Genomic DNA, 15,676 nt, shown 5'->3' with positions numbered 1-15,676 from the left:
GATGTCGAAATGGGCCCACTGGGCCTTGGCCGGCACGAATTCCTTGAGGAACAGCGCCGCGGTGATTGCGCCGCCGAAGGGACCCTCGGCCGCGTTGACCATGTCGGCCACGTCCGATTTAAGCAGGTCCTTGTAGGGATCGTAGAGCGGCATCCGCCAGATCGGATCGGCCTCTTCCTCGCCGGCGGCCAGGATCTCGGCTGCGAGCGTGTCGTCATTGGCGAACAGCGCCTGCAGGTCCGCGCCCAGGGCGACACGGGCGGCGCCGGTAAGGGTGGCGAAGTCGAAGACCAGCTCGGGATCCTTTTCCTCGGCCTTGGTCAGGGCGTCGCCCAGGATCAGCCGGCCCTCGGCGTCGGTGTTGCTGTTCTCGACGGTGATGCCCTTGCGCGAGATCATCACGTCGCCGGGGCGGGTGGCTTCGCCGGAAATCGAGTTCTCGACCGCCGGAACGAGCATATGAAGGCGCACCGGCAGCTTGTTCTGCATCACCAGCTCGGCGAGCGCGAGGGCGTGGGCGGCTCCGCCCATGTCCTTCTTCATCAGCCGCATGCCGGCCGCCGGCTTGATGTCGAGCCCGCCGCTGTCGAAGCAGACGCCCTTGCCGATGATCGCGATGCGCGGATGCTCGGGGTTGCCCCATTCGAGCTCGATCAGCCGCGGCTCGCGGCCCTTGCCGGCCGCCTGGCCGACGGCATGGAGCATGCCATAGCCCTGCTTCAGCTCGTCGCCCTTCACCACCGTGAAGGTGGCGCCGTACGCCTTGGCAAGCTCGGCGCCGGCAGCTTCCAGATCGGCCGGGCTCATGTCGTTGGCGCCGGTGTTGATCCGATCGCGCAGCTTGAAGGTAACGGCGGCCATGCGGACCGCCTCTTCCATCTTCACCGGATCGGCGGTGAGCAGCACGCGCGGCCCCTGCGGCTTGGCATCGGCCTTCTTGTAGCGATCGAACTTGTACTGGGCGACGAGCCAGCCATAGATCGCCTTGCCGGGCTCTGCGCCTTCCACGCGGTAGCTGCCCTCGGGCAGCGTCTCGGCCAGCTTGGCGAGGCACCAGGGGCCGAGCTTGTCGATATTGGCGACGACCGAAACGACCGACCAGTCCTCGGGTGCGTCGCCGGGCAGGATCGCGCTCGAAAAAGCCGAGCCGCTGAGCTTCTGCGCGGCGGCGGCGGCGCGGTGGCGCGGTGGCTGGGCCGCGAGCCAGGCGTCATAGCCCTTGGCGTCGATGAGGTGGATGGTGCGAGCGGCCTGGCCGCGATCGGGCTGAACGAGCGTGTTGGGATCCGTCATACGCATGATCTAGGACGCGGGATGCCCCGCGCCTAGCCGTGCTGCCATGGATTTTTGGGAAGCGGGCTCAGGATCCGCCCGCGCCGGCCAGCAGCTTCTTCCAGCGCGCATCGAGCTTCACGCCTGCCTGCTCCCGCTTCACATGACTGACCAGCGAAAGGCCCCGCAGCGTAAGGCTGTGCCCGCTCAGGAACTTGCCGGTGATACTGTAGCCGAGGTCATACAGTGCGACATCCTCGTGCGGCTCGCCATCCGCGAGGAAGCGGGTGACGATGACGACCGGCAGCCGTTCGTCGCCACGGCTGGCGTCCGGCAGGTGGGCGTCGTTGCGGGCACGGAAAAGCGCATGCTCGAACCAGCCCGCGTCGATGCGAGGCTCGCCGGTCGTCTCGGCGGGCGAGAGCTGGAGCGCGGGCGGGAACAGCACGGTCTGGCTCTGCACGGTTTGGTCCGACGCCGAGGTCTTGAGCGCCAGTTCGTGCTTGCCCGTCTCGCCCGCGACCAGCACCAGCCGGCTCGCCCTGGTCGCGGCGCGCGAGGCGCTCGCGGCCTGTTCGGCCTTGGTCTCGCGGCGATCGTTCCAGTTGTTCCACAGCGTCAGGCCGGAGATGCCGACCGCGATGACGCCGACGATCTCGCCGAAGGTGATCCAGCGGCGGCGGGTGGCCCTGGCCTTTTCCTGCTGCTCGGTACTGCTCATCGCGGCATCACCAGGAACTGCTCGAACTTGCCCTCGGCGCCGGGCTCGGCATAGGTCACCGCGACCAGATTGCGATCCTTGTAGCGGATCAGATAATTGCGGTTGACGAAGCCACCGCGCAGCCGCGCCTTGCTGATCGGTGCGAAGGCCAGCGGCTCGCCGAGCGGGGTCAGGCTGTCGCGATAGTCGGTCAGCACCGTGGTATCGAAGAAATAGTTCGCGTCCTCGGTCATCAGGCTGCGATCCGGCGTGCCGGCGCGGAGCTGGTCGAACAGTTTCCGCGCGAGCGCATCGCGCTGCTGGTCGAGCGTGAGGGCGGCGGGTTGCTTGGCGACGGGGAGGAGCAAATCGGTGATCCCCTGCGCGATCTCTTCCTGCGCACCGCCGAAATCGGCGCTGACCAGCGAGACGACGGCGAACTTGTCCTCGGGGATGACGACGTTGCTCGACAGGAAGCCCACCGCCTCGCCGCCATGCGACACTTCCTTCTTGCCGCCATGCTCGCCGAGCGACACGCCCAGGCCATAATGCGTCGGCGACCCGTCGAGGAGCTTCACCTCGGTTTCCTGCGTCGCCCATTCGGCGGCGGTGAGCACCTTGCGATCGATGCGGGCGATGTCCCACTTGGCGAGATCGGCGGCGCTCATCGCCAGTTCGCCGGCGGCCCAGAGCCAGCCATCGGCGGCGGGCTTGGCGGGGCGGACGGGGCCCAGCGCGTAGCGGTGCGTGCCCTGTGGGAAGCCCTTGCCGATCGCCTTGTCCTGATCGATCGCCTTCATGCCCAGCGGCTTGAAGATCTTCGCCTCGAGATACTCGAGGAGCTTCTTGCCCGACGCCTTCTCGATGATCATGCCGGCGACGACATAGCCGGTGTTCGAATATTGCCAGGCGGTGCCGGGGGCGAAATCGAGCGGCTTCTTCGCCCAGCGATCGACGATCTGCTGCGGCGTCACTGCCGTTTCCATCGCCTTGAAGTTATAGTCCTGGGGCCAATAGTCCTGCAGGCCGGCGGTGTGGCTGAGCAGCTGGCGGACGGTGATCTTGTCGGCGTCGGTCACGTCCGGCACCCATTTCGAGACCTTGTCGTCGAGGCTGAGCTTGCCCTCGTCGGCCAGCAGGAGGATCGCGGCCGCCGTGAACTGCTTGGAGATCGACGCGATCTGGTATTTGGCGTTCGCGTCCGGCCCCTTGGCGATGCCGGGGCCCTGATCGCCATAGGCCTTGGTGAAGACGATCTTGCCGTCGCGCACGATCGCGATCGAGGCGGACGGCACGCCGCTGCTCTTCAGCGCATCGGCGACGATCGTGTCGACCTTGGCAGCCTGCTCGGGCGTGAGCTGCTGCGCGGCGGCGGGGGTGGCGATCAGCAGGGTGGCGGCAAAAGCGGAACGGAACATCGGGCCTCCGGGAGATGATGCCCGAGGCTTAGCGCCGCCTGCGCACCCTGCCAACGAGGATCAGTCCATCGGTACGCCGTACAGGTCGTGCTCGTCTGCGTCCTCGATCAGGACGCGGACGATGTCGCCCTGTTCCAGATGCCCGGCGTCGCGGAGGAACACTTCGCCGTCGATCTCCGGGGCGTCGGCCTGGCTGCGGCCGGTGGCGCCGCCTTCCGCGTCGACCGCGTCGATGATCACCTCCAGCTGGCGGCCGATCTTGGCCTCCAGCTTGGCGGCGCTGATCGCAGCCGTCTTCTCCATGATCCGGGCGTAGCGCTCTTCCTTGACTTCCTCCGGTACCGCGCCGGGCAGGTCGTTGGCCGAGGCGCCTTCGACCGGCTCGAAGCGGAACGCGCCGACGCGGTCGAGCTGGGCTTCGTCGAGCCAGTCGAGCAGATACTGGAAGTCCGCTTCGGTCTCGCCGGGGAAGCCGACGACGAAGGTCGAGCGGATCGCGATGTCCGGGGCGATCTCGCGCCAGCCGCGCAGCCGCTCCAGCACCTTGGCTTCGTTGGCCGGGCGCTTCATCGCGCGCAGGACGTTGGGCGCGGCGTGCTGGAACGGAATGTCGAGATAGGGGAGCACCAGCCCCTCGGCCATCAGCGGGATGACCTGGTCGACATGCGGGTAGGGGTAGACATAGTGCAGCCGCACCCAGGGCGCGATCTGGCCGAGCTCGCGGGCCAGGTCGGTCATGTGGGGCACGACTTCGCGGCCCTTCCAGGCGCGCGGCTCCTTGCGGATGTCGATCCCGTAGGCCGAGGTATCTTGGCTGATGACCAGCAGTTCCTTGGTGCCGGCGGCAACCAGCTTCTCCGCCTCGCGCAGGATCGCGTCGGGCCGGCGGCTGACCAGGTCGCCGCGCAGCGACGGGATGATGCAAAAGCTGCAGCGATGGTTGCAGCCTTCCGAGATCTTCAGATAGCTATAGTGGCGCGGCGTGAGCTTGAGCCCGCTGTCCGGCACCAGATTGACGAAGGGCGAGGGCGGCATCGGCGCCGCATCGTGCACCGCGCCGACGACTTCCTCATATTGATGCGCGCCGGTGACCGCGAGCACATTGGGGAAGCGGGCGCGGATGACCTCGGCTTCCTTGCCCATGCAGCCGGTAACGATCACCCGGCCGTTCTCGGCGATCGCCTCGCCGATCGCCTCGAGCGATTCTTCCTTGGCGCTGTCGAGGAAGCCGCAGGTATTCACCAGCACGACGTCCGCGCCGGCATAGTCCGGCGACAGCGCATAGCCGTCCGAACGGAGCTTTGTGAGGATACGCTCGGAGTCGACCAGATTCTTGGGACAGCCGAGCGACACCATGCCCACCTTGGGGGCTTCGGGGAGTCGCGTTGCCATGATTGGATGCGCACATAGGGCGCGCCGGTTCGAATTACCAGCGCCGGCGCTGTCCCGTCGCAGAACTACGCAGAATGCGTCGTACGCCCGAAATCAATCCCGACGTCCCAGTCAGCGTTTTCATCGGTTTCTTTTCGCAACGTTGAATCGGCTCGCTTGCTTAATCCCCTTTCCATATGTGCGCGATAAATCGGTACGACGTGGCGTATGGGTGTCATTGATAATGCAGCTGGTAGGAATGCTCTTGCATGGCGGAACATTGATTTTCATCAATGCTTTGCTGTCGTTTCTTTCCAGTTTCGCCTTTCTTCTCTCCTATTGGATCCAGCCGCCCCTGGTGCCACCGCGCAGCTTGTTGTGCTGGGGCGTCGCCTATCTGAGCTTTGCGGCAGGGTTCGCGGTGCTGATGCTGCCCGCCTTCACGATCGATGCGCCCGGGCTGGGCCTTCTCGGCAATCTTCTGATCGATGCCGGTGCCGCACTGAACCTGGTCGCGATCGTCCTGTATCTCAACCGCCCCCGCACCGAACTGTGGGTGCTGGTTCCGGCGACGCTGCTGGCGCTGATCGAGGCCGGCTATGTCCTTTCGCATTTCGAGAATATGCGGGTGATGGTGGGGCTGGGGTGTGCGGCGCGGGGCATCCTGACCGTCGCGGCGGCCATGGCGCTGTGGCAGTGTGCCGACGAGTCCCGGCGACCGGTCGCTCGGCTGGCGTCGGCCATCCACGGCATCTGGGCATTGATGCTGCTCAGCCGGATAGCGTGGTGGCTGTTCAACCCCGCTGCCGAGGTCACCTTCGATCCCACGACGGCGTTCGGGCTCACCGCCAGGCTCGTCCTCACCTGCGCGATCACGCCCTGCTTCCTGTGGATGCTCGCCCGCCAGCTCGATGCAGAGCTGCTGCGCTATGCCTCGCGCGATGCGCTGACCGGACTCGTCAATCGCCGCGTCGTCTGGGAGCAGGGGCAACTGCGATTGGCCCAGGCAGCGCGGCAGCACCGTGCGCTGGCGGTGCTGCTGATCGATGTCGATCACTTCAAGAAGGTCAACGACAGCTGGGGGCATGCGGCGGGAGACGCGGTGCTGGCCGCGGTGGCCCGGGCGCTGGCCGGGGCGGCGTCCGCTGGCGATCTGGTGGGGCGGATCGGCGGGGAGGAGTTCCTGGTATTGCCGGCGCATCCCGGTACCGCGTCGGCGCTTGCGGAGCGGCTGCGCGCCGCGGTGGCGGACCTGCATATCGCGGTGGAGGGCGGCGCGATACTCCGCTGCACGATCAGCGTGGGCCACGCGGAGACGCAGGACGGCAGCGACGCGTGGCAGCGCCTGGTGAACGAGGCCGACCGCGCGCTGTATGCGGCGAAGCAGGCCGGCCGAAATCGCGTTGTTTCGGTGGCGACGACCGCCTCGCGCGGCACGGACGGCACCACCGCCGTCGCGCTGGCCTGACGCCTGCGGCCTTTACGGATACGAGCGCGTCCCCGATAGGTTTACCGCATCACCAGCATTCCCCGGGAGATACCGTCATGACCGCGACCATCGCAGAGCCTGTCCAGCTGCCGACCCGCTCGGGGCTCGTCATCGACGTGCGCACCGTGCGTCCGGACGACGAGGCGTTGCTCAAGGACTTTTTCGACCACGTCTCGAACGAGGACCGCCGCTTCCGCTTCTTCACCGCGAGCCCGCACCTCCAGCCGCATCAGGCGGCGGCGTTGATCCATGTCGATCACCAGAAGACCGAGAGCTATCTGGCGTTCACGGCCGAGGGCGGGCAACTGGTCGCATCGGCGATGCTCGCCTGCGACGATGCCATGGAAACGGCCGAAGTCGCGATCTCGATCCGCGCCGACCGCAAGGGGCAGGGGGTGGGCTGGAGCCTGCTCAACTACATCACCGGCGAGGCCAAGGCGCGTGGCGTGAAGCGGCTGCAGTCGATCGAAAGCCGTGAGAACCACCTGGCGATCGAGCTGGAGCGCGAAATGGGCTTCGTCGCGCGCGAGGTCGAGGGCGATCCGAGTGTGGTGCTGCTTGAAGTACAGTTCTGACGAAGGCGGCCCGGCCCAGGGCCGGGGCCGCCCCTCGATCAGCGGAACGGCGGTTCGTTGAACGCGCGCAGCTTGCGGCTGTGGAGCTTGGCGCCCTCGCGGCGCAGTTCCTCGCAGGCTTCGATGCCGATCTTGAGATGCTCGGCGATCGCCCGCTCGTAGAAGCGGTTGGCCTGACCGGGCAGCTTGAGTTCGCCGTGCAATGGCTTGTCCGAAACGCAGAGCAGCGTCCCGTACGGCACGCGGAAGCGATAGCCCTGCGCCGCCAGCGTCGCCGATTCCATGTCGACGCCGACCGCGCGACTCAGCGAGAAACGCAGCGCCGACTGCGAGTAGCGCAGTTCCCAGTTGCGGTCGTCGGTGGTGACGATCGTGCCGGTGCGCAGGCGCTGCTTGAGTTCGTCGCCCGACTGGCCCGAAACCGTTTCTGCCGCGCGCGCCAGGGCCTGCTGGACTTCGGCGATGGCGGGGATGGGGATCTCCGGCGGCAGCACGTCGTCCATGATATGGTCGTCGCGCAGATAGGCGTGGGCGAGCACATAGTCGCCGATCCGCTGGCTCGGGCGCAGGCCGCCGCAATGGCCGATCATCAGCCACGCTTCGGGGCGGATGACCGCGAGGTGATCGGTGATCGTCTTGGCGTTGGAAGGCCCCACGCCGATATTGACCAGCGTGATGCCGGTGCGGCCTTCCGCCATCAGGTGATAGGCCGGCATCTGGTGCCGACGCCAGGCGCCGTCGCTGACCAGCCGGTCGGCGTCCGCCGCATCCTCGATCACGATCCCGCCCGCGCCCGACACGCCGGTGAAGCGGCTGTCCGGACCCAGCTGCGCACAGGCCCAGCGGACGAACTCGTCGACATAGCGGTGATAGTTGGTGAACAGGATATACTGCTGGAAATGCTCCACCGGTGTGCCGGTATAGTGCTTGAGCCGCGCCAGCGAGAAATCGGTGCGCAGCGCATCGAACAGCGCCAGCGGCCGGGTCTCGTCCTGGCTCATCCAGATGCCGTCGGCGATCTCGTCGCCGATGTGCGACAGTTCCGTCGCGGGGAAATGTCGGCCAAGCTCGGTCGCCGACACGTCGTCGAGGCTCAGGATCGTGTTGGGATCGAGCACATAGGGGAAGGGGATTTCCTGCCGCCCGGTGACCGCATGCACCTCGACGTCATAGTCCTCGATGAGGAAGGTCAGCTGCTCGGTGAGGTAATCGGCGAACATCGCCGGGCGCGTGACGGTGATGCGGTAGTCGCCCGCTTCGACCAGCCGCCCGAACGAGCGGCGCGGGATCGGCCGATTGATGCCGCCGCGATAGGTGACGCGGAGTTCCGGATAGGCGAAGCTGCCGTCGGTCCGCGTCTCGGGATCCGGCGTGGTGCCGTCGGTGATGTAGCGGTTGAGCGCCTGCTGCAGTCGTTCGACCGAGGCGCGATAGAGCCGATCGAGGTCGGCGACGATATCGGAGGCTTGAGTCATCTTCCATCGCTAAGCGCGGAAGATGACTCTGGCAAGTCGGCGAAACGATCAGAGCTTGCTCAGCACATATTCCGCCGAGCTGACCTCGAATGCGCCGGGCGCTTCGACGAACAGCTGCTCGACGATGCCGTCATTGACGATCATCGCGAAACGCTGGCCGCGCGTGCCCAGGCCGAACGCCGAACCGTCGAGCGTCAGGCCCAGCGCTTCGACGAAGCCGCCATTGCCGTCGGCGAGCATGGAGACCTTGTCGGAGACGCCATTGGCATCCCCCCAGGCCTTCATCACGAAGAAGTCGTTGACCGCGGTGCAGGCGATCTCGTCGACACCCTTCGCCTTGATCTCGTCGGCCTTCTCCACGAATCCCGGCAGGTGCTTGGCCGAGCAGGTGGGGGTGAAGGCACCCGGCACCGAGAACAGCGCGACCTTGCGGCCGGCGAAATAGGCGGGGGCGCTGACCTGGTCCGGGCCCTCGGCGGTGACCTTGACGAGCGTGACGTCGGGGATGCGATCGCCGGTCTGGATCGTCATGCTGCTCTCTCCTTGTGCGAATCCTGTGGCCGCGCGCAGGTGCACGGCCGTCGCCTCCATCGCATCCCGCGAAACAAATTCAAGCGTGGCTCGTAGGGTATGCAAACGATATGGTGGGGATCATGGATTCGGCGCCTTCACTGACCGGCCAGTTCCTGCTGGCCATGCCGGGAATCGGCGACCCGCGATTCGAGCGCGCCGTCATCGCGATGTGCGCGCACGACACCGAAGGGGCACTCGGCATCGGCATCGGCGCGACGATCGAGGGCGTGAGCCTGCATGATCTGCTCGAGCAGTTCGACATCGAACCCGGCGAGGTGCCCGACGTGCCGGTGCATTTCGGCGGTCCCGTCGAGCCCCGGCGCGGCTTCGTGCTCCATTCCGCGGACTGGAGCGGGCAGGACACCATCGACGTGGCGGGCCGCTGGCAGCTTTCGGGCACGATCGACGTGCTGCGTGCCATTGCCGAGGGGCGGGGCCCGCGCCGCTGGCTCGTCGCGCTCGGCTATGCCGGCTGGGGCGAGGGGCAGCTGGAAGAGGAACTGACCCGCCACGGCTGGTTCAACACGCCGGCCGATATCGGCCTGCTCTACGATACCGACGTGTACGAACGCTGGGCGGAGGGCTTTGTCGGCGCCGGCATTGATCCGCGGCTGCTGGCGAACAGCACGGGCACCGCTTGAATCTTGCCGAGTGGCATATAAAGATATCTTTATATTAACATTGCGCGCCTGATCCGAAGCGGCTAGGGGCGCACCCATGCGGCCGGGAGGACTCCCGGTGCGCCTGCATTTTGCTTGAACTGGAGAAGCAGCCCGTGGCTACCAACGACTATGTCATCAAGGACATCGCGCTCGCCGATTTCGGCCGTAAGGAGATCGAGATCGCCGAGACCGAAATGCCCGGTCTGATGGCGCTCCGCAAGGAATTCGGCCCGTCGCAGCCGCTGAAGGGCGCGCGGATCACCGGTTCGCTGCACATGACGATCCAGACCGCGGTGCTGATCGAGACGCTGACCGCGCTGGGTGCGCAGGTTCGCTGGGCGACCTGCAACATCTTCTCGACGCAGGACCACGCCGCCGCCGCCATCGCCGCGACCGGCGTGCCGGTGTTCGCGGTGAAGGGCGAGAGCCTGGCCGAATATTGGGACTATGTCGGCGACATCTTCAACTGGGGTGCCGACGGTGACGGCACCACCGCCAACATCATCCTGGACGACGGCGGCGACGCGACCATGTTCGCGCTGTGGGGCGCCAAGCTCGAAGCCGGCGCGACGCTGGGCGAGCCGGAAAATGACGAGGAAGTCGAGTTCCAGCGCGCGCTGAAGGCGTTCGTCGCCAAGTATCCGGGCTACCTCACCAAGACCGTGCAGAACCTGAAGGGCGTCTCGGAAGAGACCACCACCGGCGTGCACCGCCTGTACGAGATCGCCAAGAAGGGCGAGCTGCCCTTCCCGGCGATCAACGTTAACGACAGCGTCACCAAGTCGAAGTTCGACAACCTCTATGGCTGCAAGGAATCGCTGGTCGACGCGATCCGTCGCGCTACCGACGTGATGCTGGCCGGCAAGGTCGCATGCGTCGCCGGCTTCGGCGACGTGGGCAAGGGCTCGGCCCAGTCGCTGCGCAACGGCGGCGCCCGCGTGATGGTCACCGAAATCGATCCGATCTGCGCGCTGCAGGCGGCGATGGAGGGCTTCGAGGTCGTCACCATGGACGAGGCCGTGAAGCGTGCCGACATCTTCGTGACTGCGACCGGTAACGCCGACGTGATCACCGCCGATCACATGAAGGCGATGAAGCCGATGTCGATCGTCTGCAACATCGGCCACTTCGACAGCGAGATTCAGATCGCGGCGCTGTCGAACTACAAGTGGACCGAAGTGAAGCCCGGCACCGACCTGGTCGAATTCCCGGACGGCAAGCAGATCATCGTGCTGGCCAAGGGCCGCCTGGTGAACCTGGGCTGCGCGACCGGCCACCCCAGCTTCGTGATGTCGGCCTCGTTCACCAACCAGACGCTCGCCCAGATCGAGCTGTGGACCAAGGGCGAGAACTACAAGAACGAAGTGTACGTCCTGCCCAAGCACCTCGACGAGAAGGTCGCCGCTCTCCACCTCGAAAAGCTGGGTGTCCAGCTGTCGAAGCTGTCGGAGAAGCAGGCCGCTTACATCGGCGTGCCGGTCGAAGGCCCGTTCAAGCCTGATCATTATCGCTACTGATCCCGCTTTCCGGCCTCGGTCGGAGGAAAATCGGGGGCTGTCCGAAAGGGCGGCCCCCTTTTTCATGGGCGGAGGCCGGAAAGGCCACGTCTTGCATATGGCGTATCGCCCGCCGTTCGCGCTAGAGATGGGCCGATGCAGCGTCCTCGCCCAGACCCTCACGGATGATCACGATCGGTAACGTCGAGGCGGTTCTGCTGGGCGCGGGGGCGTGCGGGATCATCATCCTGGGCATGGTCCTGTTGTTCCTCGGTATCCGCGCACGGTCGGAGGCGTCGACCGTGCGGCTGGAGCGCGACCGGCTCGATGCGCTGATGCGCGCAGGGCCCGCCCAGCCGATGGTGATCCGCACCGACGGTCGGGTGGAGATGCCGCCCCGCCTGGCCGACTGGCTGGGCCTGATCGATGCGGCGCGGTTCCTGGAGGAATTGTCGAGCGATGACGCCGGGCTGACGGCGGAGGACCGGGCGCTGCTCGCCGCCGATCTGAACGCGGCGCAGAAGACGGGGCGGCGCTTCCGCCGGGTCGTTCGCCCGCAAGGATCGACCCGCACCCTGTTGTTCGAGGGCGCGCGCGCACCGGCGGATCAAGGCGCGGCGGGTGAGGTCGTCATCTGGGCGTTCGACATGACCGAGGCGCAGGACGAAATCGCGCGCCTGGATGCCGAGGCACGGCGGCTGGGCGATGCGTTTCAGGCGTTGACCGGGCTGATCGAGGCGGCGCCGTTGCCCATGTGGTATCGCGGCACTGACCTGCGGCTCGCCATGGTCAACAGCGCCTATGTCGAGGCGGTCGAGGGGCGCGATGCCGCCGATGTCGTCGGACGCGGCCTGGAACTGGTTGAGGGATCGGGACGCGGTGGTCCGCTCGCCGGGGCGGCGGCGGCGCGCGACCAGGGGCGGCCGCACGAACAGGTGCTGCCCGCGACCATCGATGGCGCGCGCCGGGCGCTGCGCATCTTCGACGTGCCGCTGCCCACCGGCGGCATTGCGGGCTTTGCGGTCGATATCGAGGATTTGGAACAGTCGCGCGCCGGGGCCAAGCGTTTCGCCGAGGCGCAGCGCGCGATGCTCGATCGGCTGTCGGCGGCGGTGGCGCATTTCGGGCCGGATCGCGGCCTCGTCTTCTGCAACCAGCCCTTCCGCCGCATGTTCGCGATGCGCACCGAATGGCTGGCCGATCATCCCGAGTTCGACCGCATCCTGGAGCGGATGCGCGAGGCCAATCGCAGCCCCGAGGTCCGCGATTTCCCGGGCTGGAAGGCGGAGCGGATCGAGTGGTTCCGCCAGGCGGGTACGGGCATCGAGGAGCAATGGCATCTGCCTGGCGGTACGCACTTGCGCGTCGTGGCGCAGCCGCTGCCCGATGGCGGGCTGCTCGTGATCTTCGAGGATCGGACCGAGGAGGTGCAGCTGGCCTCCGCGCGCGACACGCTGCTCCGGGTGCGCACCGCCACCTTCGACAATTTGTTCGAGGCGCTCGGCGTGTTTGCCGCCGATGGCCGGTTGCAGTTGTGGAACAACCGTTTCCGCGCGCTGTGGGGGCTGGAGGAGGATTTCCTGACCAGCCATCCGCGTGTCGACACCTTTGCCGAGCGCATTGCCGAGCGGCTGGCGACGCCGGGGCGGTCGGGCCTGATCGTCGATCTGGTCCGCTCGGCCACGCTCGAACGGCAGCAGCGCGGCGGGCGTGTCGCCTTTGCCGATGGGCGGCATTTCGAGTTTGCGGGCGTACCGCTGCCCGACGGCAATGCGCTGTTCACCCTGCTCGACATCACCGACAGCCGGCGAGCCGAGCAGGCCCTGCGCGACCGTGCCGATGCGCTGGAGGCGGCGGACAAGGTCAAGACCGCCTTCGTCGCCAATATGAGCTATGAACTGCGCACGCCGCTGACCTCGATCAGCGGTTTTGCCGAGATGCTGCATGGCGGTTTCGCAGGGCCCTTGCCCGACACCGCGACGACCTATGTCGAGGCGATCCTGGAGTCGACCGAGCGGCTGGGCCTGCTGGTCGACGACGTGCTCGACCTGACCCGGATGCAGGCGGATGCCGAGATCACGCGCGAGGATGTCGAACTGGCCCGCGTCGCCCGCGCGGCGGCGGACACGATCCGGCCGATCGCGGGGCGGCGCAAGCTGGACTTCGCCATTGAAATCCAGCGATCCTTGGGGCGCGTCACCGGCGATCGTCGCCGGTTGCAGGAAACCATCGAGCATCTCCTGCGCCACGCGGTCGAACAAACGCCTGAAGGGGGGCGCATCCTGCTTCATGCCGATGGCGATTCTGCGCGCGCGCGGATCGTGGTGTCGGACGACGGACAAGGCATGGACGCCGCGTCGGTCGCCCGCGCCTTCGACCGCTTTGCCGAGCCGGGGATCAAGGCGACGGGCGAACGCGCGCTGGGCCTGGGTCTGCCGCTCGCCAAGCAGTTCGTCGAGGCGCATGGCGGCACCATCACCTTGTTGTCCGAACCGGGCGAGGGCACGCTGGTCACGGTCGAACTGCCCCGGCGCGTGAGCGAAAAGGAAAAGCCATGACGATCCGGCTGGCCGATGCCGCCGCCACCGAGGATTTCGGCCGCCGCCTGGCCGCGCATATCCGGCCGGGTGACGTCGTGACGCTGACCGGGACGCTGGGCGCGGGCAAGACCAGTCTGGCGCGCGGGCTGCTCGCCGCGCTCGGCCTGCCCGGTGAGGCCCCGAGCCCCAGCTTCGCGATCGTCCAGCCCTATGCCCCGCCCGAGACTGCGTTCCCGGTCCTTCATGTCGACCTGTACCGGCTCGATGGCCCGGAGCAGATGGAGGAACTGGGGCTGGACGAAGCCCTGTGGGACTCCGCGCTGATCGTCGAATGGCCCGACCGGGCAGGCGAGGGAGCGTGGCCGCAGGCGCTGGCGCTGACCCTGGAGATGGACCCGGACGGCGGACGCATCTTGACAGCGCAAGTGCCCTCGGGCTGGGAAAACCGATGGCCGATATGACCCCGCCGGCGGATGCCGCCGCCTTTCTGACGACGCTGGGATGGGAGGGGGCAGCGATCGCCCCGCTCGCCGGAGACGCCTCGTTTCGCCGTTATTTCCGGGTGACGCTGGAGGCGCGCCGTGCCGTCCTGATGGACGCGCCGCCGCCGCATGAGGACCCGCGCCCCTTCATCGCCATCGCGCGCTGGCTGCTGGCCAAGGGTTTCGCCGCGCCCGCCATCCTGGGCGCGGACGAGGAGCGCGGCCTGGTCCTGATCGAGGATTTCGGCGACGACCGGATGCGCGAGGCGATCGAGGCCGATCCCGATGCGACGGTGCAACTCTATAGCGATGCGGTCGACCTGCTCGCCGCGCTGCGAAACCACGCCCCCGAGGGATTGGCACCGTACGACACCGCCGTCCTCCACCGTGAGGCGGCGCTCTTGCCCGAATGGTACACGCCCGCCGTTGGCCTCGACGTCGATGTCGAGGGCTATCGTGCCGCCTGGGATCAGGTGTTCGCCCATGCGCTGGCCGACAAGCCCGTCACCGTGCTGCGTGATTATCATGTCGAGAACCTGATGCTGGTCGGGCCCGGGCGGACGCTGGGCCTGCTCGACTTTCAGGACGCGCTGGCGGGGCATCCGGCCTATGACCTTGTTTCGCTGCTCCAGGATGCGCGGCGCGATGTCGAGCCGTCGATCGAAGAGGCGATGCTCAAGCGCTATCTGGCCGCGACCGGCGAGGGCGATGCGTTCCTGAACGCCTATCATGTCCTGGGTGCGCAGCGGAACGCCAAGATCATCGGCATCTTCACCCGCCTGTGGAAGCGCGACGGCAAGCCGCGTTATGCCGCGCTGTGCCCGCGCGTCTGGGCCTATCTGGAACGTGACCTGACGCATCCGGTGCTGGCCCCGGTGGCCGCCTGGTTCGACGATAACGTGCCGCCCGAACTGCGCGGCGACCCGAAGGTGCTCTCGCAATGACCCGCCAGCTCTCGATCCGCCCGACCCCCGGTGGCCGGGTGCCGCGCACCGCGATGGTGATGGCGGCGGGGCTGGGCAAGCGGATGCGCCCGCTGACCGCCACGCGGCCCAAGCCGCTGGTCTCGGTGGCGGGCAAGCCGTTGATCGATCATGTCTTCGACCGGCTGGTCGCGGCTGGGGTGGAACGGGCAGTGGTCAATGTCCATTATCTCGCCGACCAGCTCGAAGCGCATCTGAAGGATCGTTTTCCGGGGATCGAGGTCATCATCTCCGACGAGCGCGAGCAGTTGCTCGAAACCGGTGGCGGGCTGGTCAAGGCCAGGCCTTTGCTGGGCGATGAGCCGATCCTGGTCATCAACAGCGACAATTTGTGGATCGACGGGCCGGTCGATGCGATCCGCCTGCTCGCCTCGCGCTGGGACGACGCGACGATGGACGCGCTGCTGCTGATGGTGCCGCTGGCGCGGGCGCACAATCATGATGGGCAGGGCGATTTCTATCTGGGTGCCGATGGCCGGATTACCGCTCGCCGAGCGCGTAGCCGGGTCGCGCCCTTTTCCTATACCGGGCTTCAGATCCTGCATCCCCGCCTGATCGCGGACGCGCCCGAGGGGCCGTTCTCGACCAACCTGTTCTGGAACCGCGCGATCGAGGCGGGACGTGCCTTCGGCCAAGTTCA

At 67.1% G+C, this 15,676-nt stretch carries 14 protein-coding genes; 8 read left to right on the top strand and 6 right to left on the bottom strand.

Going from position 1 to position 15,676, the window contains the following annotated elements; all coding sequences use genetic code 11:
* The 4 genes from QZ814_RS14730 to rimO all read right to left on the bottom strand — a co-directional run.
* Positions 1–1,293: leucyl aminopeptidase family protein (locus tag QZ814_RS14730; RefSeq protein WP_294333649.1), on the bottom strand; the 1,293-nt coding region annotated here is incomplete at its 3' end.
* A 67-nt stretch (positions 1,294–1,360) separates the two neighbouring features.
* Entirely contained in the window at positions 1,361–1,993 is a 633-nt protein-coding gene (locus QZ814_RS14725) for a hypothetical protein (RefSeq protein WP_294333646.1), read from the bottom strand.
* Complete coding sequence (locus tag QZ814_RS14720; protein ID WP_294333642.1) at positions 1,990–3,390, bottom strand: serine hydrolase domain-containing protein; 1,401 nt, start codon at positions 3,388–3,390, stop codon at positions 1,990–1,992. Before QZ814_RS14720 ends, QZ814_RS14725 begins: the two co-directional genes overlap by 4 nt.
* Before the next feature lie 60 nt (positions 3,391–3,450).
* A complete protein-coding gene (gene rimO / locus QZ814_RS14715; protein ID WP_294333638.1) occupies positions 3,451–4,782 on the bottom strand; it encodes a 30S ribosomal protein S12 methylthiotransferase RimO in 1,332 nt (443 codons plus the stop codon).
* A 277-nt stretch (positions 4,783–5,059) separates the two neighbouring features.
* Between rimO and QZ814_RS14710 the strand changes: the two genes are divergently transcribed.
* Together QZ814_RS14710 and QZ814_RS14705 are read left to right on the top strand one after the other, a co-directional pair.
* Positions 5,060–6,229 (top strand): GGDEF domain-containing protein, encoded by a 1,170-nt coding sequence (locus QZ814_RS14710; RefSeq protein ID WP_294333636.1) that lies wholly within the window; start codon positions 5,060–5,062, stop codon positions 6,227–6,229.
* Between the two features lie 77 nt (positions 6,230–6,306).
* Positions 6,307–6,825: a GNAT family N-acetyltransferase gene (locus QZ814_RS14705; protein WP_294333632.1), complete on the top strand. Its 519-nt coding sequence runs from the start codon at positions 6,307–6,309 to the stop codon at positions 6,823–6,825.
* A 38-nt stretch (positions 6,826–6,863) separates the two neighbouring features.
* Here the strand turns inward: QZ814_RS14705 and QZ814_RS14700 are convergent, their stop codons facing one another.
* Together QZ814_RS14700 and QZ814_RS14695 are read right to left on the bottom strand one after the other, a co-directional pair.
* On the bottom strand, positions 6,864–8,300 hold the full coding sequence (locus QZ814_RS14700; protein ID WP_294333629.1) for an AMP nucleosidase: 1,437 nt from the start codon (positions 8,298–8,300) through the stop codon (positions 6,864–6,866).
* A 48-nt stretch (positions 8,301–8,348) separates the two neighbouring features.
* On the bottom strand, positions 8,349–8,831 hold the full coding sequence (locus tag QZ814_RS14695; protein WP_294333626.1) for a peroxiredoxin: 483 nt from the start codon (positions 8,829–8,831) through the stop codon (positions 8,349–8,351).
* A 122-nt stretch (positions 8,832–8,953) separates the two neighbouring features.
* Here QZ814_RS14695 and QZ814_RS14690 point away from each other — a divergent pair, with 122 nt between their 5' ends.
* From QZ814_RS14690 to QZ814_RS14665, 6 genes are all read left to right on the top strand, one after another.
* The gene (locus QZ814_RS14690) at positions 8,954–9,514 is read left to right on the top strand and encodes a YqgE/AlgH family protein (RefSeq protein ID WP_294333623.1); all 561 of its coding nucleotides are present in this window, start codon (positions 8,954–8,956) and stop codon (positions 9,512–9,514) included.
* A 119-nt stretch (positions 9,515–9,633) separates the two neighbouring features.
* Positions 9,634–11,052, top strand: a complete 1,419-nt coding sequence (ahcY, locus tag QZ814_RS14685; protein WP_294333656.1) for an adenosylhomocysteinase — start codon at positions 9,634–9,636, stop codon at positions 11,050–11,052.
* A gap of 164 nt (positions 11,053–11,216) precedes the next feature.
* Positions 11,217–13,589, top strand: a complete 2,373-nt coding sequence (locus tag QZ814_RS14680) for a PAS domain-containing sensor histidine kinase (RefSeq protein ID WP_294280345.1) — start codon at positions 11,217–11,219, stop codon at positions 13,587–13,589.
* Positions 13,586–14,032, top strand: coding sequence for a tRNA (adenosine(37)-N6)-threonylcarbamoyltransferase complex ATPase subunit type 1 TsaE (tsaE, locus tag QZ814_RS14675; protein WP_294333620.1), 447 nt, complete (start codon positions 13,586–13,588; stop codon positions 14,030–14,032). The genes QZ814_RS14680 and tsaE overlap by 4 nt, the downstream gene beginning before the upstream one ends.
* Positions 14,029–14,997, top strand: a complete 969-nt coding sequence (locus QZ814_RS14670; RefSeq protein WP_294333653.1) for a phosphotransferase — start codon at positions 14,029–14,031, stop codon at positions 14,995–14,997. Before tsaE ends, QZ814_RS14670 begins: the two co-directional genes overlap by 4 nt.
* Positions 14,994–15,676, top strand: a 683-nt coding sequence (locus QZ814_RS14665) for a nucleotidyltransferase family protein (protein ID WP_294333616.1), incomplete at its 3' end; no start/stop codon positions are given. The genes QZ814_RS14670 and QZ814_RS14665, both read left to right, overlap by 4 nt.

It is taken from the genome of uncultured Sphingomonas sp., from assembly GCF_913777625.1.
GTDB lineage: Bacteria > Pseudomonadota > Alphaproteobacteria > Sphingomonadales > Sphingomonadaceae > Sphingomonas.
This window is presented reverse-complemented; position numbering and strand designations above follow the sequence as displayed.

Bases quoted from the DNA above. Each gene is read 5' to 3' on its own strand.
- QZ814_RS14690 (WP_294333623.1), top strand. From the start codon at position 8,954: ATGGATTCGGCGCCTTCACTGACCGGCCAGTTCCTGCTGGCCATGCCG.
- rimO (WP_294333638.1), bottom strand. From the start codon at position 4,782: ATGGCAACGCGACTCCCCGAAGCCCCCAAGGTGGGCATGGTGTCGCTC.
- QZ814_RS14725 (WP_294333646.1), bottom strand. From the start codon at position 1,993: ATGAGCAGTACCGAGCAGCAGGAAAAGGCCAGGGCCACCCGCCGCCGC.
- tsaE (WP_294333620.1), top strand. From the start codon at position 13,586: ATGACGATCCGGCTGGCCGATGCCGCCGCCACCGAGGATTTCGGCCGC.
- QZ814_RS14695 (WP_294333626.1), bottom strand. From the start codon at position 8,831: ATGACGATCCAGACCGGCGATCGCATCCCCGACGTCACGCTCGTCAAG.
- QZ814_RS14680 (WP_294280345.1), top strand. From the start codon at position 11,217: ATGATCACGATCGGTAACGTCGAGGCGGTTCTGCTGGGCGCGGGGGCG.
- QZ814_RS14670 (WP_294333653.1), top strand. From the start codon at position 14,029: ATGACCCCGCCGGCGGATGCCGCCGCCTTTCTGACGACGCTGGGATGG.
- QZ814_RS14700 (WP_294333629.1), bottom strand. From the start codon at position 8,300: ATGACTCAAGCCTCCGATATCGTCGCCGACCTCGATCGGCTCTATCGC.
- QZ814_RS14720 (WP_294333642.1), bottom strand. From the start codon at position 3,390: ATGTTCCGTTCCGCTTTTGCCGCCACCCTGCTGATCGCCACCCCCGCC.
- QZ814_RS14705 (WP_294333632.1), top strand. From the start codon at position 6,307: ATGACCGCGACCATCGCAGAGCCTGTCCAGCTGCCGACCCGCTCGGGG.